Raw genomic sequence first — 24,737 nt, forward strand, 5'->3', positions numbered from 1 at the left:
GAGTTTCGTAATGGTTGTTGATTTTGGTCGACCCCGTGACCCGCGCATCGACGCCGCCGTGCTTCGCGCGACGGTCGAGCTTCTCGCCGAAACGGGTTACTCCGGGTTGTTGGTCTCCGCCATTGCCAAGCGGGCGGGCACCAGCAAGCCCGCCATCTACCGGCGGTGGCCCAGCAAGGCGCACCTCGTGCACGAAGCGGTCTTCCCGATCGGCGCGGCGACCGCGGTCCCGGACACCGGGTCGCTGACCGAGGACCTGCGCGAGATGGTGCGCCGGACAATGGAATTCCTCTCGACACCGGCGGCCACGGCGGCACTGCCGGGGCTGGTCGGCGAGATGGCGGCGGATCCGACGTTGCATTCGGCGCTCCTGGAGCGGTTCGCCGGCGTCATCACCGGTGGCCTCGCGGAGCGCCTAGAGAAGGCCGCGGCACGCGGCGAGGTCCGGGCCGACGTCACCGCCGCGGAACTGGCAGAGGCGGTCGCCGGCCTGACCTTGGTCACGCTGCTCACGCGCCCCACCGACCTGGGCCAGGCCTGGGTTGATCGCACGACCACCTTGCTCCTGAAAGGAATCAGCGCATGACGCACGAGGCGACCGCCGCTTGGCAACAGCTGCTCGCGACCGTCGGGGAGCTCGACCGGTCGTTCCTCGAGGGCCACCGTGCGGTCACCGACGACCGGCACATCGCCGACGGCTACCGAATGCTCGCCACCACGCTGGGCGTGGCGCTGGACAGCTACCTGTTCACCGAGCCCGGCCGGCCCCAGTTCGTCGCGGTGAACACGCCGTTCCGTCGCGACCGCCGATGGGGCGGCGACAACACCGACGCCTATTACTTCATGTGCCCGGTCGATCCGGCGGGGCGCTACCGCATCCGTGGCAACAAGGGCGACAGCGTCTACTTCTCGGTGACCGCCTACAACGAGCCGTCGCCGGGTGCGTGGTCGGACCGGGTCGTGGCGATCGTCCGCGACAGCGACCTCGACATCGATGCCGACGGCAACTTCAGCTTCGAATTCCCCCCGCCACCGGACGCCGCGGTGCTGATGACGCGCGACTATCAGGCCGACCCGCTGACCGGGCGCCCGGTTGTCTGGCACATCGAGGCGCTCGACGCGCCCGAGCCGATACGGCACGGCGACGCCGAGACCGCCGCGCGCCTGCGGGCGGCCGCCACCTGGCTGCGCACCATGTTTGCCATCGTGCCCCTGCCCGTCGGGACCCGGGGAGACGACGGCCACGCGCTCGGGCACGAAACCGCTCATACGGCAAACGAATTCGCCGACCCGTACCAGGTCCCGGACGCGAACTTCGGCTGGTCGGCGCGCGACGCGTGCTATTCCTACGGAAGTTTCGTGCTCGACGACGACGAGGCGCTGGTCATCACGCACCGGCCCCCGTCCTGCCGATTCTGGAACATGGTGGTGTGGAACCAGTTCATGGCCACTTACGGCGCCGCGGAGGGCCCCGACGCCCGCTGCTCCGTCAACGGCCATAGCGCCGTGCCCAACGGCGACGGTTCGGTGACCATCGTGTTGTCCCGCGGATTGACGGCCCACCCGAATTCGGTGACGGCGCTAGGCTATCCGCGCGGCAATCTGGCCTTCCGGTGGTTCCTCGCCGACGAGGTGCCGGCGCGCCCCAAGGTCGAACTCGTGAAGGCATCCGAAGCGCCGACCCGCGTGGCGTGAACCAGCCTCAGACCGCCGACTGTGGGCTTTAAAGTACGCGAGCCGCCCTTGAATTGGTGCATAGGCCCCACAGTCAGCCGCTCGGAGTGAATCATTCGACCCCGCGGACCAGCTCGATGGCCCGGCCCAGGGTGGCCAGCTTGGCGTCCAGCGTGTCGCCGGCGGGGTACAGCCGCACGGTGTTCACGCCGGCGTCGCGCCAGACGGCAAGCCGGGCGCGCACCATGTCCTCCGTCCCAATGAGCGTGGTGGCCAGCACCATCTCGTCGGTCACCAGGCCCGCCGCGCCGTCGCGGTCGCCGCGCTGCCAGCGCTCGCGCACCGCGGCGGCAACCTCGTTCCAACCCTGCCGGCTGTAGGCCTGATTGTAGAAATTCGTGCCCGACGACCCCATGCCGCCGAGGCTGAAGGCCAGCTCCTTCTTGCGGGCCCCGACCATGTCGCGCAGCTGATTTTCGTCCGAGGCGAAGGCGACTTCGGCGCCCTGGCAGATGTCGATGTCGGCACGCCCGCGACCGGCGGCGGCCAGGCCGTCGTCGAGGTGGCGGAAATAGGCGCCGGCGGCGCCTTCCGGAACGAAGCTGGTGCCCAGCCAGCCGTCGGCGATCTGTCCGGTCAACCGCAGCATCGCCGGTGACAGCGCGGCCAGATAGAGGGGAATGGGATGCTCGGGCCGCGTCGACAGTCGCATCGGCACCACCTCGCCGCCGGGGCGGGGGATCTGAAACTCCTTGCCGGAGTACGAAATCTTGGCCCCGTCAAGTGCCTGGCGCACGATGTCTACCGTCTCGCGAATGCGCGCCATCGGTCGGCTGAACGACACGCCGTGCAGACCCTCGATGACCTGGGGACCCGACGCGCCCAGGCCGAGCAGGAACCGCCCGTTCGACAGGTTGGACAACGTGATCGCCGTCTGGGCAACCATGACCGGCGACCGAACCCCGACCTGCAGGATGCCCGAACCGAGCAGCACCCGCTCGGTGCGCGCCGCGAGGTAACCCAGCGCCGACGGCCCGTCCGAGCCCCATGCCTCGGCCACCCAACACACGTCGAGGCCCAGCTTTTCCGCCTCGACGACAAACTCGGCGGTTTCGCCAGCGCCCCCCGACAACTCGACCGTGGTGGCCGTCCGCATCAACGCACCCCGTGTTCGGCCAGCCGTTTGATCGCCGCCAGCGTCTTGCCGATCGCGGCCTCGAATTCCCGCATCCGCACGAACACGATCTTTTGTTCCTTGTCCGGCATCGAATCGATGGCCACCGACAACCCCGAGCGTCCCGGCCCCATCTGCATCCAATAACTCAGGGCCGTGCCACCATCGCGAGGGGTCAGCCTGAATCGCCAGGTCGATGACGGATTTCCGATTTCGCCGACGGCCCAAGCGAATTCGCGTGGCGGGTCGCACGCGACGATCTGCGAGGTGGTGCTCCACCGGCCGAACGCGTCGTGTTCGTTGCGCCCGACGAACCGGGCGCCGACGCGGGGTGCGTCGGCGCCGTCGGCCCACTCCACCGATTGCAGCTCGTTGCTCAGGGTTGGCATCAGCTTGATGTCGGAGATCAGGCTCCAGACCCGGGCAGGGTCGGCGTCGATCCAGGTTGAGGCCTCGACCGTTGGCTTGTCTGCATATCGCGCGCCGGTCCATTCCACGGGCCCATTGTGCTCCGCCGAGCCCGCTGCGTCTGCCCCGAATCGGCTCGGCTCCGTCAGCGCAGGCTCAGGCGGCGGCCGGCACCCGCTCGGCCGGCTGGTCCGCCGCGGGCTTGCCCAGCCACGAGTCCGGGACGCTCAGCTTGACGATCTTGCGGACGACGGTGCCGAACTGCCGCACCAGCGGCCCGCGGTTGTACGGGATGCCATAGCGTTCGCAGATCTCTTGCACCTCAGGAGCGATTTCGAGGTACCGGCGGGCCGGCATGTCCGGGAACAGGTGGTGCTCGATCTGGTGCGACAGGTTGCCGGACAGCAGATGGAAGATCTTGCCGCCGGTCAGGTTCGCCGAACCGAGGACCTGGCGGAAGTACCACATGCCGCGGGACTCGTCCTTGGTCTCCTCGGCGGTGAATTCCTGAGTGCCGTCGGGGAAGTGACCGCAGAAGATGATCATGTACGACCACACGTTGCGCATCAGGTTGGCCGAGAGGTTGCCGGCAAACACGAACGGGGCGAACGGGCCGGCCAGCAACGGGAAGGCGACGTAGTCCTTCAGCGCCTGCCGCCGCGTCTTCTTCCAGATGTCCCGCAGCACGCCGCGCTTGTCGGCCAGCCGAATCTCTCCAGAGCGAATGCGCTCGGTCTCCAGTTCGTGCAGCGCGACGCCGTACTGGAACAGCACCATCAGCAGGAACGCATACACCGGGTTGCCCAGGTAGTACGGGTGCCAGCGCTGGTCTTCGCTCATCCGCAGGATGCCGTAGCCGATGTCGCGGTCCATCCCCACGATGTTGGTGTGGGTGTGGTGCATGTAGTTGTGCGAATGCCGCCATTGATCGGCGGGGCAGGCGGTGTCCCACTCGAACGTGCGACCGGAGATCGCCGGGTCACGCATCCAGTCGTATTGACCGTGCATGATGTTGTGACCGATCTCCATGTTGTCCAGGATTTTCGACAGGCCCAGCATCGCGGTGCCCAGCAGCCACGCCGGCGGCAGGAACAGCAACGCGCGTCCGCCGACTTCGAGTGCACGCTGGGCCTTGATGACGCGGCGGATGTACTCGGCGTCCTCTTCGCCGAGGTCCGCCATCACGCGTTCCTTGATCGCGTCGAGTTCGCGGCCGAATTCCTCGGCCTGCGCAGGCGTAATGGTGATCTTGTTGTGTGACATGGCTTCCTCCCGATATCGGTGAGAGCTAAAGGGATGGTGACGACCCGCCGCGCCCGGCTTCGCCGCGCTTGCGATCGCCACTAGAGGGATGGTGACGACCCGCCGCGCCCGGCTTCGCCGCGCTTGCGATCGCCACTAGAGGGATAGATCGATGTCGCCGACGGGGACGGACACGCAGATCTGGACGTCCTCGTCCGGGCAGGTCGAGACGGCGCCAGTGACCAGGTTGCGCACCGTGCCGGCGGTCTTGCGCCGGGTGCAGGTGTGGCAAATGCCCATCCGGCACCCGTTCTGCGGCGTGAGCCCGGCCGATTCGGCCTGTTCCAACAGCGAGCGGCCGTCGTCAACGACGTCGATGCCGCTGTCGGCGAATGTTATTCGGCCACCCGACGGATTGGCCGGCGCTTCGAACACGGGTGGCACGAAGCTTTCGGTGTAGACATTGTCGCAGTGCTCCCGCACTGCCTCGACCAATGTCGTTGGGCCGCAGACGAACACCGCATCGGGTGCGGGCATGGCCGCAGCCAGGTGCTCCGGTCCGAAGCGGCCAACCAGGTCACCGCCGTCGGAGCGGGTGTAGCCGTGCAGAACCCGCACGCCAGGCAGACCTTTGTGGGTTGCTAGTTCCTCGCGGTAGCAGGCTTCCTCCGGCGTGCGGGCGTAGTGCACGAACGCGACCTCTCCAGCATGACCCTCGTCGACCAGCGTGCGCAGCATCGCCATGACCGGCGTGATGCCGCTTCCGCCGGAGACGAACAGGATCCGTTGCGGCCGTCGGCTGGGCAACACGAAGTCACCACCGACACCGGCCAGGCCAACCACCATGCCGCGGCGGGCCCGCTCGTACAGGTAGTTCGACACCAGCCCCCCCTCGTGCTGACCGATCGTCAGCTCGAGGTTGGCGCCGCCTTCGGCGTTGGCCGGTGAGTAGCAGCGGGTGTGCCGGCGGCCGTCGATGTCGACCGTGAGGTTGACGTACTGGCCGGCTTTGACGGTATGCGCGGATGTGAAGGCCTCGTTCGGAGCGAGCGTGAGGGTGACGCTGCGCGGCGTGGTCCGGCGGACGTCGACGACCTTGGCGCGGGCCTCGCCCAGTGTCCACGTCGGCGCCACCAGCTCGGTGTAGCGATCCACGCCGTGGGGACCGGTGAGCAGGTCCAGCAGGTCTGAACCCAAGACTCGCTTCCGCAGGGTTTGGGCGAGATTCCGTGCGGGTGTTTGGGTGAACATATGTACACCGTGCGTCCTCCGCCCGCAGGTCGTCAAGGGTTTAGTGCCTGTTTGTGGTATGGTTCACACAGTGAACAGCCGTACTCCTAGCTCACGGCCGCATCGGTCGGGCCGCGTGCGTTCGGGCGAAAGCCTGTCGCGCGAGGAGCGCAAGGAGGTGACACGGCGAGCCATCATCGCCGCGGCGCTGAAGCTGCTGCAGGACCGCAGCTTTTCCAGCCTGAGCCTGCGCGAGGTGACGCGGGAGGTCGGCATCGTGCCGGCGGCCTTCTACCGCCATTTCGAGTCGATGGAGGCCCTCGGGCTGGTGCTGATCGACGAATCCTTTCGCACCTTGCGCGACACCCTGCGCGGGGCGCGGGCCGGCAAGCTCGATCCGAACCGGGTGATCGAGTCGTCCGTCGAAATCGTCATCGCCAGCATCACCGAACGCCGCGAGCACTGGCGGTTCATCTATCGTGAGCGCTCCGGTGGGGTAACCGTGCTGCGCTACGCGATCCGCACCGAGCTGCGGCTCATCACCTCCGAGCTGGCCACCGACCTCGCGCGCTTCAACGGCCTCAACGCGTGGAGCACCGAGGACCTGAACGTACTGGCGACCCTGTTCGTCAATTCCATGATCGTCATCGCCGAAGCCATCGAGGACGCGCAGACCTCGGAGGCGCTGGAAGACATCCGGCGCGCGGCGGTCAAGCAGCTGCGGATGATCACCATCGGAATAGCCGGCTGGCGAAGCAGCCCGTAAGCACCATCACTTGATGCTTACGAGTGAACAACCGAGCACTAATTACTCGTCGACAACCTCGTACAGCGAATCGCCGTCTTCCGGTGTGCCGTCGATCTGACCCCGGTGAGCGCGCCCGGGACCACCGTCATCGATAGGGCCGACGGCGTCGACGGATACGTCCGGCTCTTCCTCGGCCAGCCGGTCGTCGAGGGATTCGCCCTCTCGCGCTTCGCGCGCCGTCACTCCGAACCGGTCGGCTTCGCTCCAGCCCTCGGGCGGGTCGACGACGATGTCGCCGTCGTCGTTGCGCAGCTCGTCGGAGTCGGTGCCTTCGCTGGCGCTCAGGGTGTCGCCCGGACCGCCCTCCTCGGGGAAGTCGGCGGCGTCCACCAGCTCATCGGCTTGGGGGTTTTCGCTCATGCGCACCGGTTGCCCGCCGCCTGGGGCACCTAAACGCGCCCAGCGGTTATCGCGGCGCGCGCCACATCGCCCACAGCGGCGGGCCGCCATCGGGCAGCGCGATCTCGCGGGTGACGGTGAAGCCGAAACGTTCGTAGTACGGCACGTTTTCGGGCTTGCTCGACTCGAGGTAGGCCGGGCAGTACTCGGCGTCACAGCGGTCCAGCCGCGACCGCATCAGCGCCTGGCCGAAGCCTCGGCCGCGGACCGACGGGTCGCTTCCGATCACCGCCAGATACCAGTGCGGTTCTTCGGGATGCACGCGCTTCATCAGCTCCTGCACCGCCCGCCCCCGCATCGAGTGCGCGCCGAAGACCCGGATGAACGTGGGCGTCATCGCGAGCTGGCCCCAGCGCGTTTCCTGCCATTGGTTGGGCGGATCCCACAGCGCCGCGGCACCGATGGCTGGCCCGTCGCCGGCCGCCTCGACCCCGCCGCGCGACAGATGGTGGTGACGGGTCATTGTCGCGAACAGCCGGTATAGCTGCGCGGTCCGCGCCTTGTCATCCGGCAGCAGCCAGACCATCACCGGGTCGTCGTAGAAGGCCCGGGCCAGCGTGCGGGACAGCTCGCGGATGTCGGCTTTGAGCGCCGGGCGCGCCTGCGGGGTCACCCACGTCAGGCTAGTGCGTGCCCACCGACGGCCGCCTCCCAGGCGGCCAGCCGGTGTGGCGCGTGGCGCGGCGGGTATGCGGTTCGGGTGACCGGGATCTCGCGGCGGGCGTTCGGGCGGATGGCCGCCGGCGCGGGCGTGCTCGGGGGCTTCGGGTTTTCCGAGGGCTGCGGCAACCCGGGAGCCGGCCGCGCCAAGTCCACCGGTCCGCCCGCACCGGCGGCCAAGGGTGTGGGTGTGGTGCTCTCCCACGAGCAATTCCGCACCGATCGGCTGGTGGCGCAGGCCCAGGCCGCCGAACAAGCCGGTTTTCAGTACGTGTGGGCCAGCGATCATATTCAGCCCTGGCAGGACAACGAGGGCCATTCGATGTTTCCCTGGCTGACCCTGGCCCTGGTCGGCAACAGCACCAGCCGCGTCTCGTTCGGCACCGGGGTGACCTGCCCGACGTACCGCTATCACCCCGCCACGGTGGCCCAGGCTTTCGCCTCGCTGGCGATCCTCAGCCCCGGACGGGTGTTCCTGGGAGTGGGGACCGGGGAGCGACTCAACGAACAGGCCACCACCAACAAGTACGGCAACTACAGGGAGCGTCATGACCGGCTGATCGAGGCCATCGAACTGATCCGCCAGCTGTGGAGCGGTTCACGAATCTCGTTCTCCGGCCGCTATTTTCAGACGAACGCCCTGAGGCTCTACGACACCCCGGCCACGCCGCCACCGATCTTCGTTGCCGCCGGCGGGCCAAAGAGCGCAAAACTGGCGGGTCAATACGGCGACGGCTGGATCACCCAGGCTCGCGGACTCACCAACTCGAAACTGCTGGCCGCCTTCGCCGCGGGCGCACAAGCCGCCGGTCGCGACGCCGCCAGCCTCGGAAAGCGCGCCGAACTCTTCGCGGTGGTCGGCGACAACAACGAGGCCGCCCGCGCCGCCGCATTGTGGCGATTTACCGCCGGGGCCGTCGATCAGCCCGATCCCGTCGAGATCCAGCGCGCCGCCGAAGCGAACCCGATCGACAAGGTGCTGGGCGACTGGGCCGTTGGGACCGACCCCAAACCCCACATCGATGCCGTGCAAAGGGTTCTCGACGCTGGGGCCATTCCCTTTCTGCATTTCCCTCAGGACGATCCCATCGCCGCCATCAACTTCTACCGCGCCGACGTCTTGCCAAAGCTGCATTGAGCCGAACACGGCCACGGTGCAGCCGTTTCAACGCCACCGCCCCGGGTATCCGCACGCCACTCTTCCGAATGTGAAAAGCCAACTGGGAAGGCAAGGTATGGACGCTTTAACGTTTCTCCGCCAAGACCACAAAAGTGTGCTCGGCCTGTTCGAGACGCTCGACGGAGCGCCGTCGGGCTCGGGCGCCGAGAGCAGTGGCCTGGAAACCGTGGTCAACAACCTCATCATCGCCGAGTCGCAGCACGAGGCGATCGAAGAGCAGTTCTTCTGGCCGGCGGTGCGCGATGCGCTCGAGGACGGCGACGCGCTCGCCGACAAGGCGATCGAGCAGGAGCAGGCCGGCAAGAAGCTGCTGCAACGGCTGGAGGACGGCAAGCCCGGGGAGCCGGATTACCACGAAGCGCTGCAGGAGTTCGTAAGCGCCGGCCGCGAACACATCGCCTACGAACAGGACGTGGTGTGGCCACAGGTCGAAGCGGCGATCAGCCGCGAGGAGTTGGAGAAGATCGGCGAAAAGCTAGAGCAGGCAAAGAAGATCGCCCCGACCCGACCGCATCCGGCCACCCCGCCCAACCCGACGGTGCTCAAGACGATGGGGATGGGCGCGGCGGTCATGGACCACGTGCGCGACGCGCTCACCGGCCGCGGGCAGGACAACCCGCCGGACCCCCAGGTTCACTGAGGCAACACATTTTGGAAGGCCGGACGTCGAACGTCCCGACGCCCGGCCTTCACTTCGTTCCCAATTAGCTTGTCGGCGTGTGCTGTTCGTGCGTGAACGGCTTCTCTGCCTCAACGGCGGGTGAACCCTGGGGGTTCTGCTCGGCACCTTTGTTCTGCCGAGTCGTGCCGCCCAGCCACTGCTGTTCGGGCTTCTCCACGTACTCCCACTCCATGCCCTCGGGCCATGGGCCCTGCCCTTGGTTCCACGGTCCGCGAATCGATTCCCCGCCGCCGTTCGACATGTTGAACGCCACGTTCTGGAAGCGCGGATCGCCCGGCAATTGTCCCGGCGGGAAGTTCACCGGCAACTCGTTGAGCGCCGCGGTGAACTGCTGGTAGTGCGCCACCTCGCGGGTCATCAGAAAACTCAGGGTGTCCTGCGCGCCGGGATCATCGGTGAATTGCTTGAGGTACTCGTAGACGACCTTTGCGCGCGATTCCGCGGCGACGTTGTTGCGCAGATCCACCGTCGGATCGCCGTTGGCGTCGATGTAGGCGCCGGTCCAGTTGTTGCCTCCGGAGTCCTTGACGTCCGGGCCGCCGCCGCTGAGCACGAGGAACAGCGGGTTGACGGCCACCGAATGGATGATGCTGTCTCGCCCGTCAGTGCTGGCCACCGCCGGCATCCAGTCACAGCGCTCGTTGGCTATTTTCAGGTTGTCGTTGAGCCCATCGAGCAACATCGTGATCATCGAGCCGACCATTTCCAGGTGACTGAGCTCCTCGGTCGCGACGTCCATGAATAGGTCATACATTTTCGGGTTTTTCTGCCGCAGCACGAAGGCCTGGGTGAAGTACTGCAGCGCCGCGGTGAGTTCGCCGTTGGCGCCGCCGAACTGCTCCATGAGCAGCGACGCGAACCGTGGGTCGGGTCGGTCGATTCGGACCTCGAATTGAAGATCTTTGTTGTGTACGAACACTGGGCCTCCCTGGCGGGTCGAGATAGTTGCGGTCGACGCCGGGTACCCGTGGCCTATACGGCCAAACGCCGCGACAGCAAATCCGTCACCGGCTGACCGTCACGGCCGATCCCAGCACCGGGCGGGTTACGCATCGCGCCCGGATCGTGCAGAATCCGGACCTATGGAGCCTTCAGACCTAACTTCCAGGCACGAGCTCGCCGTGCGCATGGCCGAGCTTGCCCGCGAGATCGCCGCGCCGCGCCAGCTCGAGCAGATCCTCGCCGATGTGACCACGACAGCGGTGCAACTCATCCCGGCGGCGGACATCGCGGGTGTGCTGCTGGTGAAAAAGGGCGGGGAATTCGAATCCTTGGCGGACACCGACAGCTTGGTCGCGCAGCTCGACAAGCTGCAGCACGACTTCGGCGAGGGCCCATGCGCCGATGCCGCCCTCAACGAGACGATCGTGCGGACCGATGATCTGCGCAGCGAGCCTCGCTGGCCCCGCTATGCACCGGCGGCGGTGGAGCGCGGTGTCCTGAGCAGCCTGTCGTTCAAGCTGTACACGGCCGAGCGCACGGCGGGCGCGCTGAATTTGTTCAGTTTCAAGGCGAATGTGTGGGATACCGAAGCCGAGACCATCGGATCCGTGTTCGCCGCGCATGCCGCCGCAGCGATTTTGGCCGGGCGCCACGGGGAGCAGATGCTGTCGGCGCTATCGAGCAGAGACCGCATCGGCCAGGCCAAGGGCATCATCATGGAACGATACAGCGTAGACGATGTGCGCGCGTTTGAGTTGCTGCGGCGGCTATCTCAGGAGAGCCAAGGCAAGCTCGTCGATGTCGCCCAGCGCGTCATCGACACCCGCGGCGACGACTGACCGCGCGACGCGCGTTCGCGACACGTAAACGTCGGTGAAGACACGCCGAAAAGCGGCGCAGCCATTTATGTTTCGCGATCGGTCAGGAAATGTAGCGGACGATGCTTTCGGCCACGCACGCCGGCTTGGGCGACCCTTCGATCTCGACGGCGGTCGACATCGTCGCCTGTGTGGCGCCGTTGCCGAGGTCGTCGACGCTGACCAGCGTGCTCTGGGCGCGCACCCGGGAGCCGACGGGGACCGGGGCGGGGAAGCGAACCTTGTTGAGCCCGTAGTTGATTGCGAGCTTGATGCCGTTGACGGTGTAGATCTGGTGCTGCAGCCGCGGCAGCAGGGCCAGCGTCATGAACCCGTGGGCGATGGTTGTGCCAAACGGGCCGGCGGCCGCCCGTTCCGGGTCGACGTGGATCCACTGGTGATCGCCGGTCGCATCGGCGAACAGGTTGACATCCTCCTGAGTGATCGTCACCCAGTCGCTCTGCCCGATCGTCTCGCCCGCCGCGGCGGCGAGATCGGCTACTGATTCAAAGGTGCGCATTGCGTGTTCTCCTTGGCTCCGGCTGCTAACAATAGCGCCGGCTTGGTTTCGTAACGACCCTCAGGGGAACCCCGTGTGACGTCGCGAGCCGCACGGAAGGAACGGGATGCCTGAATCGAAGGGCCACAAGGGCGAATCGGATGTCGAGCCCGAAACCCACGAGTCGCGATCGCGTGCCACCGACGGTGAAGACGACGGCACCTATGTCGGGGCGACGGGCCCCGATGACGCCATCGATGCCGGCGAAACGGGCGCCGAAGCGCGCAGCCAGCGGGGCTAACGCCGGCCACGGCCGGGGCAGGATGAGCGCGTGAGGCTGCTGCTGGTCGCCGATACCCATGTCCCCCGGCGCGCCCGCGACCTGCCCGCAACGGTGTGGGACGAGGTGGCGCGGGCGGACGTGGTGGTCCACGCGGGCGACTGGGTGTCGGCCGAATTGCTGGACGAGCTGGAAGCCAGATCCGCTCGGCTGGTCGCGTGTTGGGGGAACAACGACGGCCCCGCGTTGCGGGCGCGATTGCCCGAACGTGCCGACGCCACGCTGGACGGCCTGCGTTTGACCGTGGTCCACGAGACCGGCGCCGCGGCGGGCCGCGAGGCGCGCATGTCGCGGCTCTACCCGGACAGCGACGTCCTGGTGTTCGGCCACAGCCACATCCCCTGGGATACCACGGCGCAGACCGGTCTGCGCCTGCTCAACCCAGGATCGCCCACCGACCGTCGCCGGCAACCGTTCTGCAGCTACATGACCGCGAGCGTCGACAACGGCGTCCTGACGGACGTGGTCCTGCATCCCGTAAATAGCCTTTAAAGCGGGGCGACAAAGTAGCTGGGAGCTAGCTTCCACACAGCCTGCACACATATTTAGCTCGTAAACAGAGACATATGGAGGCAGTGAAGTCCAGCACCGATCTGGTCGCCGAGGTGTTCGGCGTCGTCGGCCGGTTCCGTCGGCAGCTGCGCAGGTCAGCCAGCCGCGGGCTGGATTCGGCGCGGCTTAGCGAGGCGCAGTCGGAGTTGTTGTGGCTGGTCGGGCGCCGACCGGGAGTCTCGGTCAGCATCGCCGCCACCGAGCTCGGGCTGGTGCCCAACACCGCCTCGACCCTGGTCTCCAAGCTGGTAGCCAACGGTTTGCTCATCCGCACCGTCGGCGAGACCGACCGCCGCGTCGGCCAGCTGCGGCTCGCCGAGCCGACCCAGCAGATCGTCGACGCGTCTCGGGCCGCACGACGAGCCTTGCTGTCCGATGTGCTCGATCAACTCAACGACGACCAAATCGAGGACCTGGCAAAGGGATTGGAAGTCCTCGACACGGTGACCCGACTATTACAGGAGCGTCGATCATGAGCGAACGGCTACCGATGGCGATCGACTGCCGCAATTTGACCTACCGGTACGGCCAGTTCACCGCGGTCGATGACGTGACCTTGCAGGTGCGGCCGGGCGAGACGATGGGCCTGCTGGGACCCAACGGCGCCGGAAAGACGACGCTGGTCCGCATGCTGACCACGCTGACGCCGGTACAGCAGGGCGAACTGCGCGTTTTCGGCATGGACGCCCGCGATCAGACGATCGACATCCGAAGCAACATCGGCTATGTGCCGCAACAACTGTCGATCGAGGCCGCGCTGACCGGCCGACAGAACGTGCAGTGGTTCGCGCGGTTGTACGGGGTGCCGCGGTCCTGCCGGGCCGAACGGGTGGACCAGGCGCTGGACGCGATGGAACTGCTCGACGTGGCCGACCGGCTGGCCGGCACCTACTCCGGCGGCATGGTGCGCCGCCTGGAGGTGGCGCAGGCGCTGGTCAACCGCCCGTCGCTGCTGGTGCTCGACGAACCAACCGTCGGGCTCGATCCGATCGCCCGCGACGGCGTCTGGACCCAGGTGCAGAGCATGCAGGCCCAGTTCGGCATGACCGTGCTGCTGACCACCCACTACATGGAAGAGGCCGACGCGTTGTGCGACCGGGTCGCGCTGATGCATCGCGGCGTGTTACGGGCCGTCGGGACGCCCGCAAAGCTGAAGGCCCACGTATCCAAGGTGTCGCCCGGCGCCACGCTCGAGGACGTCTTCCGTCACTACGCGGCCGAAGACCTGTCGGGCGAAACGGAATCGGCCGCGTCGTCCGGCTTCCGTGAAATCCGCGCCAGCAGAAAGGTTGCCAGCCGTGCCAGTTGACAGCGCCACCCAAGCCCAGGTGACAACCAGCCTGGTTCGCGCCCCGCGCGGTTGGCAACGAGTCCAGGCGACGGTAGCCCGCATCGTGGCATTCGCGATCGTCGAACTGCAGAAGCTGCAGCATGACCGGACCGAGCTCGTCATGCGCATGGTGCAACCCGCGCTGTGGCTGTTGATCTTCGGTACCACGTTCAGTCACCTGCGTGTGATCAACACCGGGAAGGTGTCCTATCTGGCCTTCCTGGCACCCGGGATCATCGCCCAGTCGGCACTGTTCATCTCGATCTTTTACGGCATCCAGATCATCTGGGATCGAGACGCCGGGGTCCTCGCCAAACTCATGGTGACGCCGGCGCCGGCATCGGCGCTGGTCACCGGCAAGGCGTTTGCGGCCGGGGTGCGGTCGGTCGCCCAGGTCGTCGGCGTGATGGCGCTGGCCTACGTGATGAATGTCGGTCTGACCATCAACCCGCTGCGGATCCTGGCGGCGATGGCCACCGTGATGCTCGGCGCCGCGTTCTTCGCCTGCCTGTCGATGACGCTGGCCGGACTGGTCCGCAACCGCGATCGCCTGATGGGGATCGGGCAAGCCATCACCATGCCGCTGTTCTTCGCGTCCAACGCGCTTTACCCCGTCGACGCCATGCCCGCCTGGCTGCATGCGCTGAGCAAGGTCAACCCCCTCAGCTACGAGGTGGACGCGTTGCGGGCGCTGCTGATCGGAACCCCGTTCCACCCGGCCGACATCATCGTGCTGGCAATCGCGGCGGTGGCCGGAATCGGTGCGGCCTCAACGCTTTTGCGCCGCCTCGTCGCGTAGACCGTTGCGCCGCACCGTGATAGCGCATCCGCTATCGCGTTTCAAGTCAACCACATGGTACCGAGAGCCAATCGTGACCCGGTTGTGACGATTCCCCGCCGAGGCCCAATCGTTAGCCAACCGCGATCTCCCACCGCGGCCGCGACAGCCGAATAGCACCCCGCCCCTGTGTTTCACTGCCTGCGAACGGATTCGACCGCGATGCGCGGCAGATGAAAAGTTGGGATGGGTGCAGAGCCATGTCGTTCTTCGAAGAGGTCCGAAAGTTGCGTGGCGCGGCGGCAAGCATGCCGCGCCGGCTGGCGATCGCGGCTGTAGGGGCTGCCCTGTTGTCCGGTCTAGTCGCCGCCGTCGGCGGTTCGGCTACCGCGGGGGCGTTCTCGAAGCCGGGTCTTCCAGTGGAATACCTGCAGGTGCCATCGCCGTCGATGGGCCGCAACATCAAGGTTCAATTCGAGGGGGGCGGGCCGCACGCCGTGTACCTGCTCGACGGACTCCGGGCTCAGGAGGACTACAACGGCTGGGACATCAACACCCCGGCGTTCGAGGAGTTTTACCAGTCGGGCCTGTCGGTGGTGATGCCGGTCGGTGGCCAGTCCAGTTTCTACAGCAACTGGTACCAGCCCTCGTCGGGCAACGGACAGAACTACACCTACAAGTGGGAGACGTTCCTGACCCAGGAGATGCCCCTTTGGCTGCAGGCCAACAAGCAGATTTCGCCGGCCGGTAACGCCGCGGTGGGCCTGTCGATGTCCGGCGGTTCCGCGCTGATAATGGCGGCGTACTACCCGCAGCAATTCCCTTACGCCGCTTCGCTTTCGGGATTCCTCAACCCCTCTGAGGGCTGGTGGCCGACGCTGATCGGTTTGGCGATGAACGACGCGGGTGGTTACAACGCCAACAGCATGTGGGGTCCGTCCAGCGACCCGGCGTGGAAGCGCAACGACCCGATGGTCCAGATTCCGCGGCTGGTCGCCAACAACACCAGGATCTGGGTCTACTGCGGCAACGGCACCCCCAGCGACATGGGCGGCGACAACATGCCGGCCAAGTTCCTGGAAGGCCTCACGCTGCGCACCAACCAGCAGTTCCAGAACACCTACGTCGCCGCGGGCGGCCGCAACGGAACGTTCAACTTTCCGGCCAACGGGACCCACTCGTGGCCCTACTGGAACCAGCAGCTGGTTGCCATGAAGCCCGACATCCAGCAGGTGCTGCTCGGCGCGAACAACAACGCCTGAGCAACGAAAAGGCGGCATCGGCAGCAGCGCACCGGTCAGCGCTGCTGCCGTTGCTTTTTGGCCGACTCCTCTTTGAGCAGCGAGCGCCGGTCCGAGTGGAAGTAGGTGTAGCCGGTGGTCACCGCGCACACCCCCGTGGCGACCACCAGCATCCAGGTCCCGTTGACGACCAAGCTGATGCAGCCGCCCACGATGGCGCCCAGGGCGAAGCTGGTGAACAGCAGAAAGTAACCGAGCCAGTCCGCGGCCGTTCCGCCGGCGATGTGCCGTTCGATGCCCTGCCCCAACTTGACCAGTGTTCCGGTCACATAGCTGAGCGGCACCGACACCTCGCCATCCTTGACGAATGAGGTGTTCAAAGAGCCGATTGCGAAGGCCACCAGCATGATTGGCGCGAAGTCCAGGAGGTTTTCCTCCCAGCCCTCGTCGATGACGTCCACCAGGGTGGCGGCCAGCAAGCTGAAGGTGGTCAGCATGGTGGGGCCGTGCGGGTGCGCCACCCAGAAATGCCGCCGGCACACCGATGCGATCACGACGCCGGCGACAAAGCACAGTATGAGCAGTCCCGCAGTGATCGACAGGACCACGTCGCCCCGAAAGAACCCCAGCGCGGCGCGTTGGGCATTGCCGGTCATGAAGGTCACGAAGTATCCGGCCGAGTGCGTGAATGCGGTGGCGCCGAGCACACCGGCCAGCCCGGCCAGCAGCCACGACAACCTCGCCTCGCTATCGAAGATTTCACTCGCCACGGAACGACATGCTTTCAGATATCGGGCCTAGGCGGCGGTCAGCCGGGCGATGGAACGCAGCGGGATCGGCAACCATCCGGGCCGGTGCCGCGCTTCGTAGCCGGCCTCGTAGACGGCCTTGTCGAGTTCGTAGGCGGCCAGCAGCTGCGCCGAATCCCGGGGGTCGGTCCCGGACACGGCCGCATAGCCGTCGCAGAACGCGGCGCTATTGCGCTCGACCCATTCCCGCGCCCGGGCGGCGAGCTGCTTGTCGTCGGCCTGGTCGACGAGCGGCCCGTAGGCCGCGTATTGGAAGGAACGCAGGACGCCGGCCACGTCGCGCAGCGGTGAATCCGGCGCCCGGCGCTCGTCGAGCGGCTGGCCGGGTTCGCCTTCGAAGTCGATCAGCAGCCAGCTCTCCGGGGTGCGCAGCACCTGCCCCAGGTGTAGGTCACCGTGCACCCGCTGAACGGTGATCATCTCGCCCGCGAGCTTGGCGAATCGCTCTTCGATCGTCACCGCGTACTCCTGCAGCTGGGGGACCTTGGCCACGGTGGACGACAGCCGTGCCCGCACGGTGTCCACCGGGAACGGTGCCTGCGCCGTCCCGAGGGTCTCGGCCAGCGTCGCGTGCACCGACGCAACCGCTTCGCCGAGCCGGTTGGCCTCGCCGGCGAAGTCGCCGCCCACCTCATAGGCATACAAGTCGCCCTCGGCGAACAGGTCGCGAACGCTGGCGGTGGCCATCGCCCAGCCTTCGGCGGCATTGGACGCGAACTCGGTGACCATGCCCAACGGCCACGCCTCGTCCGGCGAATCGGCGCCGAGCGCGCGCATCTCGTAGGTACCGAGCAGCCGTGCCACGTGCGGGTTGCCGGCGCGGGCCAGCACCCGGTTCAGCTCGATATCGGGGTTGATCCCACTGCTCACCCGGCGAAAAACCTTGAAGATGGCGCGGCGATCGAAGATCACGCTGGTGTTGCTCTGTTCGGCATCGGAGACGTGCGGCATCGCGTCCAGCGGCAGCCCGACTTCCGGTTCCTTGGTGAACTTGACCTCGACGTCCGACGAGCTCCGGACCGCCTCCGAGTCGATCAACGACAGCAGGAATTGCGGCGCGTCGGCGTCGTAGAGGGCGTCAAATCCGGTCCGATCGTCTGCCGCGCCGATCGTGGCCACCGTGCTGTACTCCGATACCGGCGCGGAGTCCCACCTGACGATCACCTGGTAGCGCTCCGAGTGACCGTCCGCGTAGTTGGCATCGACCAGCACCAAGTCGAGATCGTCCCGCAGCGGGACGACCACGGCGGCCTCGGCGGCGGACAGCTCGCGATTGCGCCCGGCGTACCAACGTTGCTGCGGAAGCCACTCAGACCACGGCAGCTTGGCTGGCTGATTCATAAGCGCCGCTCCTCCTCATCGCTTCGCTCTGCATCGTCGCCGGCGGGGTCATCTGCGCCGCTCCTCCTCATCGCTTCGCGCTGCATCGTCGCCGGCGGGGTCATCTGCGCCGCTCCTCCTCATCGCTTCGCGCTGCATCGTCGCCGGCGCGGTCATTGATGCCGCTCCTCCTCACATCCAGTTAACTGGAACCAGTAGAACCCGTGTCCCGGCAATGTCAGCAGATAGGGCAGGTGACCGACGCGCGGAAACTCCACATGCCCGGTCAGCTCGACCGGCGTGCAGCCGCTCCAATGCTGCAGGTTGAGCTCGATCGGCTGCGGAAACCGCGACAGGTTGTTGATGCACAGCACGGTGTCACCGTCGTCTCCGTCCTGGCGCACGAACGCCAGCACCGACGGGTTGGAGCCGCCCAATTCTTGGAAGGTGCCGGTGGCGAACGCCTGGTGGCGGCGGCGCACCGTCAGCATCGTCCGGGTGAAGTTGAGCAGCGAGGTGGAGGTGTCGCGTTGCGCCTCCACGTTTACCGCCTGATACCCGTAAACCGAGTCCTGGCTGGGCGGCAGGTACAGCCGGCCCGGGTTGGCCTTGGAGAAGCCGGCGTTGCGGTCCGGTGTCCACTGCATCGGGGTGCGCACCCCGTCGCGATCCCCCAGCCAGATCACGTCGCCCATGCCGATCTCGTCGCCGTAGTAGAGCACCGGCGACCCCGGCAACGACAGCAGTAGTGCGGTGAACAACTCGATCTGGTTGCGGTCGTTGTCCAGCAGCGGCGCCAATCGGCGGCGGATGCCGACGTTCGCCTTCATCCGCGGATCCTTGGCGTACTCGGAGTACATGTAGTCGCGTTCTTCGTCGGTGACCATTTCCAGCGTCAACTCGTCGTGGTTGCGCAGGAAGATTCCCCATTGGGCCATGTCGGGGATCGGTGGCGTCTGGGCCATGATCTCCGAGATCGGGAAGCGCGACTCCCGGCGGACCGCCATGAAGATGCGCGGCATCAGCGGGAAGTGAAAAGCCATGTGGCACTCGTCGCCGCCGGTGCTGGGATCGCCGAAGTACTCGACCACGTCGCCCGGCCACTGATTCGCCTCGGCCAGCAGCACCCGGCCCGGGAATTCGTCGTCGACGACCTTGCGAACGCGCCTAAGGAAGGCATGCGTCTCGGGCAGGTTCTCGCAGTTGGTGCCCTCCCGCTCGAACAGGTAGGGCACCGCGTCCAGGCGGAACCCGTCGATCCCGAGGCCGAGCCAGAAGCGAATGACGTCGATCATCGCCTCCTGCACGGCCGGGTTCTCGTAGTTGAGGTCCGGCTGGTGGGAGAAGAAGCGGTGCCAATAGAACTGGCGGCGGACCGGATCGAAGGTCCAGTTCGACTCCTCGGTGTCGACGAAGATGATCCGGGCGTCGGAGTACTTCTCGCTGGTGTCGCTCCACACGTAATAGTCGCCATACGGCCCGTCGGGATCGCGGCGCGACTCCTGGAACCAGGGATGGGACTCAGAGGTGTGGTTCATCACCAGGTCGGTGATCACGCGGATGCCCCGCTCGTGCGCGGCGTCGAGCAGCGCGACGAAATCGTCGACGGTGCCGAACTCGGGCAGCACCTTGTAAAAGTCGCGGATGTCGTAACCGCCGTCGCGCAGTGGCGAATCGTAGAACGGCGGCAGCCAGATGCAGTCGATGCCCAACCACTGCAGGTAGTCCAGCTGCGTGATGAGCCCGCGCAGGTCACCGGACCCGTCCGCGTTGGCGTCGAAGAACGCCCGGACCAGCACCTCGTAAAAGACGGCGTGCTTGAACCAGGTCGGGTCGGCGGGCAGCGCGGCGGCGTTCTCGAAATCCTCGTAACTGGGGTGCTCGACCACGCCCCCCTCGACGTGACTGCCCCCCGCGGGATGGTGCTCGACAGCGTCTCTTGCGTCGTTCATCAATTCCACGATGCCACGTGTACCCGAGGCGGCAAGTTGGGAATCACGCGCGTCAACATGCGATGAATTACTGCGTGCCGCAAGGGGATTGGATGGGAGCCGGGCATTATCCTTTTCGATGTCAGGCCGGCGGCCCGTCTGCCAGCGTCACGTTGCTGGTGCGCTCCTCGCCGCCCCTGGTGCGCCAGTGCAGGGCAATGTTGTCCCCGGGGTGATGCGGGACGAGCGCATCGGTCATCGACGTGGCCCCGTTGATGCGGGCGTTGTCGAGCGCGGTGATGACGTCACCGGGAGAAATCCCGACCTCCGCGGCGGGACCGCTGGTCACCACGCGTTCGACCCGGGCCCCGTTGCCGCCGTTGTCGGTGACGCCCAGTCCGAGGAAGGCCGTCGGGCCGATGTGGACCGTGTTCGATCCGGCACCCGACCGGATCTGCCCCGCGACGCCCATCGCCGTGCCGATCGGAATGGCGAAGCCCTGCCCGCCGGACATCTTGTAGCTGTCGGTAGCGGCGGTGTTCATGCCGATCACCTGGCCGCTGTTGTTGACCATGGGACCGCCCGAGTCACCAGGCCGGATCGCGGCGTCTGCCTGGATCAACCCGCCGAGGGTTTCTTCGGCGCCGGTTAGGGTGTCGGTTGCCGAGACCGTCTGGTTCAGCGCGAGGACTTTGCCGGCCACCGCGCTCGGCGTCCCGCCCTGGCCGCCGGCGTTGCCCAGCGCCACGACCGGCTCGCCGACCGAGACCCCGCCTCCGATGTTGGCGGTGGGCAGCCCACCCCCGCCGCGAAGCTGCAGGACCGCCACGTCCGCGGTCCGGTTGTAGCCGATCACGTCGACGGCATAGGTCTGGCCGTTGCCGACGTCGAACGCGCTGATGTCGGTGGCGCCCGAGATCACGTGATTGTTGGTCAGCACGACACCACCGGGGTCGATGACGATGCCGGTTCCGGCACCCACCGCGTTGTTGTACCCGAACTTGGTGCTGATATTGACCACCTGCGGCCCGACCTGCCCGACGATCGCCGATGGGTCGAGCGGCGTCATGGGCGGCGACGCGGAGGCCGGCGGAGTGGCCAGGCCCAGCCCCAGCCCGGTCACGGCCAGCACGCTGACCAGCCATGACCACCAGACTGAGCGGTGGTGCGATTTGCTCATCCCCGTCACCTCCTGCATCCCGATAAGAACGAGAACTCGCCCAGCCAGAGGGTCTGGGCGGCGCGACCTAGTCCGTATAACCGTAATGCAGGTAGCTATCCAGCACAGTAGTCAGGCCCTCATGCCTATACCCTGCGGAAGCGTCGGTCATGCTGTACCCGCGGGCGCAATGGGATACGCCAGGTGGCGGCTGACGTCGCCGACCATGTCGATGAGGGTGAGGTCGCGGTAGGAAAAACGCCAGCGGCCGTCGACACGTTCGAATCGGTCGTGGTAGCGGCCGGTGACGATGGTTTGCAGCGGAAATTCGTCGGCTTGCTGCAGCACGGTGTAGTAGCTGCGGCAACTCGCGGTGCCGGCTTCCTCGTCGATCTCGACGATCGGATTGGTGGTCACGTGCTTGGTTCGCGGTGTCCCGTCCGGGTGAAGCAAGATCAGTGACTTCCAGATGCCCAGCAACCGGGACGCATCGATGGTGTCCTCACCGCCGATGCGGATGCGGGCATGCTCGAAGAGGGCGGCCGCTCCCGCCAGATCCCCGGCGTCGATGCATTCGGCGTAACGATAGAGGAGGTTGGTGATCTGCGTCTCCGCCAGCATGCGGTTAACGTAGCGCGCAATCCGGCTCGAGCGCGCCGACGATGCCGCCGCGGCGGCTTGCGCTCCTAAGCTGACCGGGTGGGCGAATTCGACCCGAAGGCCAGGTTCGCGCGGTCCCCGGTCGCCCGGCTGGCCACGATCACGCCCGGCGGCAGGCCGCACCAGGTGCCGGTGGTGTTCGCGGTCGACGGTGACGTCGTGTACACCGCCGTCGACGCGAAACCGAAAACGACGCGGCGGCTGCGCCGCCTGGCCAACATCGAGAACAATCCCCGGGTGAGCGTGCTCGTCGATCACTACGCCGACGACTGGACGCAGCTGTGGTGGGTCCGCGCCGACGGGGTGGCCACCATTCATTCCGGCGGCGAGGCATTGGACGCCGGGTACCGTTTGCTGCGCGCCAAATACCCTCAGTACCAATCCGTTCCATTGGACGGACCGGTCATTGCGGTCGCGGTGGACCGCTGGTCCAGCTGGCACGCCTGACCCGCCCGACGTCTAGCGCCCCCAACCACGACGGGCCGGCCCCATTGTGGCTGACCGGTGGCCTTGTGTTAGGCGGCCGTTGGGGGAAAAGTTGCCTAGAGCGCCGTGTGGCCTAGAACACACCGCGCCCCCGCGGGAGGGCACCCGCTCCCCGCGCGGGGCGAGCCAAGCGACCTGCAGAACTGGAGGAAAGTCATGGCGGACAAGGCGAACGTTTCCCAGGGCGCCGGAGCCGCACCCACCGCGAACGGGCCGGGCGATGTTCGTAATGTGGTCCTGGTGGGGCCCTCGGGCGGCGGCAAGACCACCCTGGTCGAGGCCCTCCTGGTCGCCGCCGGGGTGCTGTCCAGGCCGGGATCGGTCACCGAGGGCAGCACGGTCTGTGACTACGACGATGCCGAGATCCGGCAACAGCGGTCCGTGGGCGTCGCCGTGGCCTCCCTGTCCCACAACGGCGTCAAGATCAATCTGGTCGACACACCCGGGTACGCCGACTTCGTCGGGGAGCTGCGAGCGGGGTTGCGGGCCGCCGATTGCGCGCTTTTCGTGATCGCGGCGAACGAGGGCGTCGACGAGCCGACCAAGTCGCTGTGGCAGGAATGCAGCCAGGTCGGCATGCCGCGCGCCGTGGTGATCACCAAGCTCGACCACGTCCGGGCGAACTATCAGGAGGCACTGGCCGCCGCGCAGGAGGCCTTCGGCGACAAGGTTTTACCTCTTTACCTGCCGACCTCCCAAAACAACTGCGCCGGCCTGATCGGCCTGCTGTCGCAAACCCGCTACCAGTACGCCGACGGGAAGCGGACCATGCAGGAGCCGGACCCGTCCGACGCCGAACGCGTCGAGGAAGCGCGCGGCACCCTGATCGAAGGGATCATCGAAGAATCCGAGGACGAGTCGTTGATGGACCGTTACCTCGGCGGCGAGTCGATCGACGAGTCGGTGCTCATCGCAGACCTGGAGAAAGCCGTTGCCCGGGGCTCGTTCTTCCCGGTGATCCCGGTATGCAGCGGCACCGGCGTCGGCACCCTGGAATTGCTCGAGGTTGCCACCCGGGGATTCCCGTCTCCGATGGAACACCCACTCCCCGAAGTCTTTACGCCCAACGGTGCTACGCACACGACGCTGGCATGTGACGCCGACGCGCCGTTGCTCGCGGAGGTGGTGAAGACGACGTCAGACCCTTACGTCGGCAGGGTCAGCCTGGTCCGGCTGTTCTCCGGGACCATCAGGCCCGACACGACGGTTCATGTGTCGGGCCATTTTGCGTCGTTTTTCGGCCCGACCAACGGCAATGGGCATTCGCACCCCGACCACGACGAAGACGAGCGCATCGGAGTCCTGTCCTTCCCGCTCGGCAAACAGCAACGCCCGGCGGCCGCCGTGGTGGCCGGTGACATCTGCGCGATCGGCAAGCTGAGCCGGGCCGAAACCGGTGACACGTTGTCGGACAAGTCCGAGCCGTTGGTGCTGAAACCGTGGACGATGCCCGAGCCGCTCCTTCCGGTGGCGATTCAGGCGCACGCCAAGACCGACGAAGACAAGCTGTCGGTCGGGTTGGGCCGGCTGGCGGCCGAAGACCCGACCCTGCGGATCGAGCAGAATCAGGAAACGCACCAGATCGTGCTGTGGTGCATGGGCGAGGCCCATGCCGGCGTTGTCCTCGACGCGCTGGCCAACCGGTACGGCGTCACGGTGGACACCGTGGACCTGCGCGTGCCGCTGCGAGAAACGTTCGCCGGCAAGGCGAAAGGACACGGCCGCCACATCAAGCAGTCCGGCGGGCACGGCCAGTACGCGGTGTGCGACGTCGAGGTGGAGCCGCTGCCGGAGGGTTCCGGGTTCGAGTTCGTCGACAAGGTGGTCGGCGGGGCGGTGCCGCGGAACTTCATCCCGAGCGTAGAGAAGGGCGTGCGCGCGCAAATGGAAAAGGGTGTGCACGCGGGTTATCCGGTGGTCGATATCCGGGTCACACTGTTCGACGGCAAGGCCCACAGCGTCGATTCGTCGGACTTCGCGTTCCAGGCGGCGGGCGCGCTGGCGTTGCGGGAGGCGGCGGCCGCGACGAAGGTGACCCTGCTCGAACCGCTCGACGAGATCTCGGTGCTGGTGCCCGACCACTACGTCGGTGCGGTGATGGGCGACCTGTCGGGGCGTCGCGGCCGGGTGCTCGGTACCGAAGCCGCGGGGCATGAACGCACGGTGGTCAAGGCCGAGGTGCCACAGGTTGAGCTGACCCGGTACGCGATCGATCTGCGTTCGCTCGCGCACGGGGCGGCGTCGTTCACCCGTTCGTTCGTCCGCTACGAACCCATGCCAGACTCGGCCGCCGCGCGCGTGAAAGCCTCTGCCTGACAGCGCGTCTCACGCCTCGCAGCTTGATCCCACCGCGACGAGATTGCCGTTATGGTCGTG

General features: G+C 66.7%; 27 protein-coding genes. 14 read left to right on the forward strand and 13 right to left on the reverse strand.

Annotation, left to right across the window (positions count from 1 at the left end):
- The first annotated feature begins 10 nt into the window (after positions 1–10).
- On the forward strand, positions 11–586 hold the full coding sequence (locus A5764_RS17315) for a TetR/AcrR family transcriptional regulator (protein WP_067114736.1): 576 nt from the start codon (positions 11–13) through the stop codon (positions 584–586).
- Positions 583–1,695, forward strand: a complete 1,113-nt coding sequence (locus A5764_RS17320; protein ID WP_067114737.1) for a DUF1214 domain-containing protein — start codon at positions 583–585, stop codon at positions 1,693–1,695. The genes A5764_RS17315 and A5764_RS17320 overlap by 4 nt, the downstream gene beginning before the upstream one ends.
- 91 nt (positions 1,696–1,786) lie before the next feature.
- Here A5764_RS17320 and A5764_RS17325 read toward each other — a convergent pair whose 3' ends face one another.
- From A5764_RS17325 to A5764_RS17340, 4 genes are all read right to left on the reverse strand, one after another.
- On the reverse strand, positions 1,787–2,830 hold the full coding sequence (locus A5764_RS17325) for an LLM class flavin-dependent oxidoreductase (RefSeq protein ID WP_067114738.1): 1,044 nt from the start codon (positions 2,828–2,830) through the stop codon (positions 1,787–1,789).
- Positions 2,830–3,345: an SRPBCC family protein gene (locus tag A5764_RS17330; protein ID WP_067114739.1), complete on the reverse strand. Its 516-nt coding sequence runs from the start codon at positions 3,343–3,345 to the stop codon at positions 2,830–2,832. Before A5764_RS17330 ends, A5764_RS17325 begins: the two co-directional genes overlap by 1 nt.
- A gap of 67 nt (positions 3,346–3,412) precedes the next feature.
- On the reverse strand, positions 3,413–4,519 hold the full coding sequence (locus A5764_RS17335) for an acyl-CoA desaturase (RefSeq protein ID WP_067114740.1): 1,107 nt from the start codon (positions 4,517–4,519) through the stop codon (positions 3,413–3,415).
- A gap of 135 nt (positions 4,520–4,654) precedes the next feature.
- Positions 4,655–5,749, reverse strand: a complete 1,095-nt coding sequence (locus A5764_RS17340; RefSeq protein WP_067114741.1) for a ferredoxin reductase — start codon at positions 5,747–5,749, stop codon at positions 4,655–4,657.
- Positions 5,750–5,807: 58 nt separating this feature from the next.
- On the opposite strand from A5764_RS17340, the gene A5764_RS17345 reads away from it, so the two are divergent.
- On the forward strand, positions 5,808–6,494 hold the full coding sequence (locus tag A5764_RS17345) for a TetR family transcriptional regulator (protein ID WP_197501578.1): 687 nt from the start codon (positions 5,808–5,810) through the stop codon (positions 6,492–6,494).
- Between the two features lie 42 nt (positions 6,495–6,536).
- On the opposite strand, the gene A5764_RS17350 is transcribed toward A5764_RS17345, so the two are convergent.
- Entirely contained in the window at positions 6,537–6,896 is a 360-nt protein-coding gene (locus A5764_RS17350) for a hypothetical protein (RefSeq protein ID WP_067114742.1), read from the reverse strand.
- Positions 6,897–6,942: 46 nt separating this feature from the next.
- The gene (locus A5764_RS17355) at positions 6,943–7,548 is read right to left on the reverse strand and encodes a GNAT family N-acetyltransferase (RefSeq protein WP_067114743.1); all 606 of its coding nucleotides are present in this window, start codon (positions 7,546–7,548) and stop codon (positions 6,943–6,945) included.
- 87 nt (positions 7,549–7,635) lie between these two features.
- On the opposite strand from A5764_RS17355, the gene A5764_RS17360 reads away from it, so the two are divergent.
- Together A5764_RS17360 and A5764_RS17365 are read left to right on the forward strand one after the other, a co-directional pair.
- Positions 7,636–8,733 (forward strand): F420-dependent hydroxymycolic acid dehydrogenase, encoded by a 1,098-nt coding sequence (locus A5764_RS17360; RefSeq protein WP_067114744.1) that lies wholly within the window; start codon positions 7,636–7,638, stop codon positions 8,731–8,733.
- A 97-nt stretch (positions 8,734–8,830) separates the two neighbouring features.
- A complete protein-coding gene (locus A5764_RS17365) occupies positions 8,831–9,415 on the forward strand; it encodes a hemerythrin domain-containing protein (protein ID WP_067114745.1) in 585 nt (194 codons plus the stop codon).
- A 64-nt stretch (positions 9,416–9,479) separates the two neighbouring features.
- Here A5764_RS17365 and A5764_RS17370 read toward each other — a convergent pair whose 3' ends face one another.
- A complete protein-coding gene (locus A5764_RS17370; protein ID WP_067114746.1) occupies positions 9,480–10,376 on the reverse strand; it encodes a manganese catalase family protein in 897 nt (298 codons plus the stop codon).
- Positions 10,377–10,539: 163 nt separating this feature from the next.
- On the opposite strand from A5764_RS17370, the gene A5764_RS17375 reads away from it, so the two are divergent.
- A complete protein-coding gene (locus A5764_RS17375; protein ID WP_067114747.1) occupies positions 10,540–11,238 on the forward strand; it encodes a GAF and ANTAR domain-containing protein in 699 nt (232 codons plus the stop codon).
- A gap of 82 nt (positions 11,239–11,320) precedes the next feature.
- On the opposite strand, the gene A5764_RS17380 is transcribed toward A5764_RS17375, so the two are convergent.
- Complete coding sequence (locus A5764_RS17380; protein ID WP_067114754.1) at positions 11,321–11,776, reverse strand: MaoC family dehydratase; 456 nt, start codon at positions 11,774–11,776, stop codon at positions 11,321–11,323.
- A gap of 106 nt (positions 11,777–11,882) precedes the next feature.
- Between A5764_RS17380 and A5764_RS28925 the strand changes: the two genes are divergently transcribed.
- The 6 genes from A5764_RS28925 to ag85C all read left to right on the forward strand — a co-directional run bounded on the left by A5764_RS28925 (position 11,883) and on the right by ag85C (position 16,017).
- On the forward strand, positions 11,883–12,056 hold the full coding sequence (locus A5764_RS28925; protein WP_197501581.1) for a hypothetical protein: 174 nt from the start codon (positions 11,883–11,885) through the stop codon (positions 12,054–12,056).
- A gap of 30 nt (positions 12,057–12,086) precedes the next feature.
- Complete coding sequence (locus tag A5764_RS17385; protein WP_067114755.1) at positions 12,087–12,587, forward strand: metallophosphoesterase; 501 nt, start codon at positions 12,087–12,089, stop codon at positions 12,585–12,587.
- 74 nt (positions 12,588–12,661) lie between these two features.
- Positions 12,662–13,123: a MarR family winged helix-turn-helix transcriptional regulator gene (locus A5764_RS17390; protein WP_067114756.1), complete on the forward strand. Its 462-nt coding sequence runs from the start codon at positions 12,662–12,664 to the stop codon at positions 13,121–13,123.
- Entirely contained in the window at positions 13,120–13,956 is an 837-nt protein-coding gene (locus tag A5764_RS17395; protein WP_067114757.1) for an ATP-binding cassette domain-containing protein, read from the forward strand. The genes A5764_RS17390 and A5764_RS17395 overlap by 4 nt, the downstream gene beginning before the upstream one ends.
- Positions 13,946–14,776 carry an ABC transporter permease gene (locus A5764_RS17400; protein ID WP_067114759.1) on the forward strand — a complete coding sequence of 277 codons (831 nt, stop codon included), beginning with the start codon at positions 13,946–13,948 and terminating at the stop codon, positions 14,774–14,776. Before A5764_RS17395 ends, A5764_RS17400 begins: the two co-directional genes overlap by 11 nt.
- A 239-nt stretch (positions 14,777–15,015) precedes the next feature.
- Positions 15,016–16,017: a diacylglycerol acyltransferase/mycolyltransferase Ag85C gene (gene ag85C / locus A5764_RS17405; RefSeq protein WP_067114761.1), complete on the forward strand. Its 1,002-nt coding sequence runs from the start codon at positions 15,016–15,018 to the stop codon at positions 16,015–16,017.
- Between the two features lie 35 nt (positions 16,018–16,052).
- On the opposite strand, the gene A5764_RS17410 is transcribed toward ag85C, so the two are convergent.
- The 5 genes from A5764_RS17410 to A5764_RS17430 form a co-directional block, all read right to left on the reverse strand.
- Positions 16,053–16,766, reverse strand: a complete 714-nt coding sequence (locus tag A5764_RS17410) for a YoaK family protein (RefSeq protein ID WP_067114763.1) — start codon at positions 16,764–16,766, stop codon at positions 16,053–16,055.
- 27 nt (positions 16,767–16,793) lie between these two features.
- The gene (locus A5764_RS17415) at positions 16,794–18,146 is read right to left on the reverse strand and encodes a maltokinase (protein ID WP_067114765.1); all 1,353 of its coding nucleotides are present in this window, start codon (positions 18,144–18,146) and stop codon (positions 16,794–16,796) included.
- 152 nt (positions 18,147–18,298) lie between these two features.
- Positions 18,299–20,077, reverse strand: a complete 1,779-nt coding sequence (gene treS / locus A5764_RS17420; RefSeq protein ID WP_067114860.1) for a maltose alpha-D-glucosyltransferase — start codon at positions 20,075–20,077, stop codon at positions 18,299–18,301.
- A gap of 121 nt (positions 20,078–20,198) precedes the next feature.
- Positions 20,199–21,236: a S1C family serine protease gene (locus tag A5764_RS17425; RefSeq protein WP_067114862.1), complete on the reverse strand. Its 1,038-nt coding sequence runs from the start codon at positions 21,234–21,236 to the stop codon at positions 20,199–20,201.
- A gap of 147 nt (positions 21,237–21,383) precedes the next feature.
- Positions 21,384–21,836, reverse strand: a complete 453-nt coding sequence (locus A5764_RS17430; RefSeq protein ID WP_067114767.1) for a nuclear transport factor 2 family protein — start codon at positions 21,834–21,836, stop codon at positions 21,384–21,386.
- Positions 21,837–21,914: 78 nt separating this feature from the next.
- On the opposite strand from A5764_RS17430, the gene A5764_RS17435 reads away from it, so the two are divergent.
- Entirely contained in the window at positions 21,915–22,322 is a 408-nt protein-coding gene (locus tag A5764_RS17435) for a TIGR03668 family PPOX class F420-dependent oxidoreductase (protein ID WP_067114769.1), read from the forward strand.
- Positions 22,323–22,517: 195 nt separating this feature from the next.
- Positions 22,518–24,677, forward strand: a complete 2,160-nt coding sequence (locus tag A5764_RS17440) for an elongation factor G-like protein EF-G2 (protein WP_067114771.1) — start codon at positions 22,518–22,520, stop codon at positions 24,675–24,677.
- Positions 24,678–24,737 lie beyond the last annotated feature (60 nt).

The organism is Mycobacterium sp. 852002-51057_SCH5723018 (assembly GCF_001667035.1).
In the GTDB taxonomy this organism is placed as follows: domain Bacteria; phylum Actinomycetota; class Actinomycetes; order Mycobacteriales; family Mycobacteriaceae; genus Mycobacterium.

Excerpts from the sequence above, each read along its gene's own strand:
- A5764_RS17315 (WP_067114736.1), top strand. The coding sequence starts at position 11 with ATGGTTGTTGATTTTGGTCGACCCCGTGACCCGCGCATCGACGCCGCC.
- A5764_RS17320 (WP_067114737.1), top strand. The coding sequence starts at position 583 with ATGACGCACGAGGCGACCGCCGCTTGGCAACAGCTGCTCGCGACCGTC.
- A5764_RS17325 (WP_067114738.1), bottom strand. The coding sequence starts at position 2,830 with ATGCGGACGGCCACCACGGTCGAGTTGTCGGGGGGCGCTGGCGAAACC.
- A5764_RS17335 (WP_067114740.1), bottom strand. The coding sequence starts at position 4,519 with ATGTCACACAACAAGATCACCATTACGCCTGCGCAGGCCGAGGAATTC.
- A5764_RS17340 (WP_067114741.1), bottom strand. The coding sequence starts at position 5,749 with ATGTTCACCCAAACACCCGCACGGAATCTCGCCCAAACCCTGCGGAAG.
- A5764_RS17345 (WP_197501578.1), top strand. The coding sequence starts at position 5,808 with ATGGTTCACACAGTGAACAGCCGTACTCCTAGCTCACGGCCGCATCGG.
- A5764_RS17350 (WP_067114742.1), bottom strand. The coding sequence starts at position 6,896 with ATGAGCGAAAACCCCCAAGCCGATGAGCTGGTGGACGCCGCCGACTTC.
- A5764_RS17365 (WP_067114745.1), top strand. The coding sequence starts at position 8,831 with ATGGACGCTTTAACGTTTCTCCGCCAAGACCACAAAAGTGTGCTCGGC.
- A5764_RS17375 (WP_067114747.1), top strand. The coding sequence starts at position 10,540 with ATGGAGCCTTCAGACCTAACTTCCAGGCACGAGCTCGCCGTGCGCATG.
- A5764_RS17380 (WP_067114754.1), bottom strand. The coding sequence starts at position 11,776 with ATGCGCACCTTTGAATCAGTAGCCGATCTCGCCGCCGCGGCGGGCGAG.
- A5764_RS28925 (WP_197501581.1), top strand. The coding sequence starts at position 11,883 with ATGCCTGAATCGAAGGGCCACAAGGGCGAATCGGATGTCGAGCCCGAA.
- A5764_RS17390 (WP_067114756.1), top strand. The coding sequence starts at position 12,662 with ATGGAGGCAGTGAAGTCCAGCACCGATCTGGTCGCCGAGGTGTTCGGC.
- A5764_RS17395 (WP_067114757.1), top strand. The coding sequence starts at position 13,120 with ATGAGCGAACGGCTACCGATGGCGATCGACTGCCGCAATTTGACCTAC.
- ag85C (WP_067114761.1), top strand. The coding sequence starts at position 15,016 with ATGTCGTTCTTCGAAGAGGTCCGAAAGTTGCGTGGCGCGGCGGCAAGC.
- A5764_RS17415 (WP_067114765.1), bottom strand. The coding sequence starts at position 18,146 with ATGAATCAGCCAGCCAAGCTGCCGTGGTCTGAGTGGCTTCCGCAGCAA.
- treS (WP_067114860.1), bottom strand. The coding sequence starts at position 20,077 with ATGAACGACGCAAGAGACGCTGTCGAGCACCATCCCGCGGGGGGCAGT.
- A5764_RS17425 (WP_067114862.1), bottom strand. The coding sequence starts at position 21,236 with ATGAGCAAATCGCACCACCGCTCAGTCTGGTGGTCATGGCTGGTCAGC.
- A5764_RS17430 (WP_067114767.1), bottom strand. The coding sequence starts at position 21,836 with ATGCTGGCGGAGACGCAGATCACCAACCTCCTCTATCGTTACGCCGAA.
- A5764_RS17440 (WP_067114771.1), top strand. The coding sequence starts at position 22,518 with ATGGCGGACAAGGCGAACGTTTCCCAGGGCGCCGGAGCCGCACCCACC.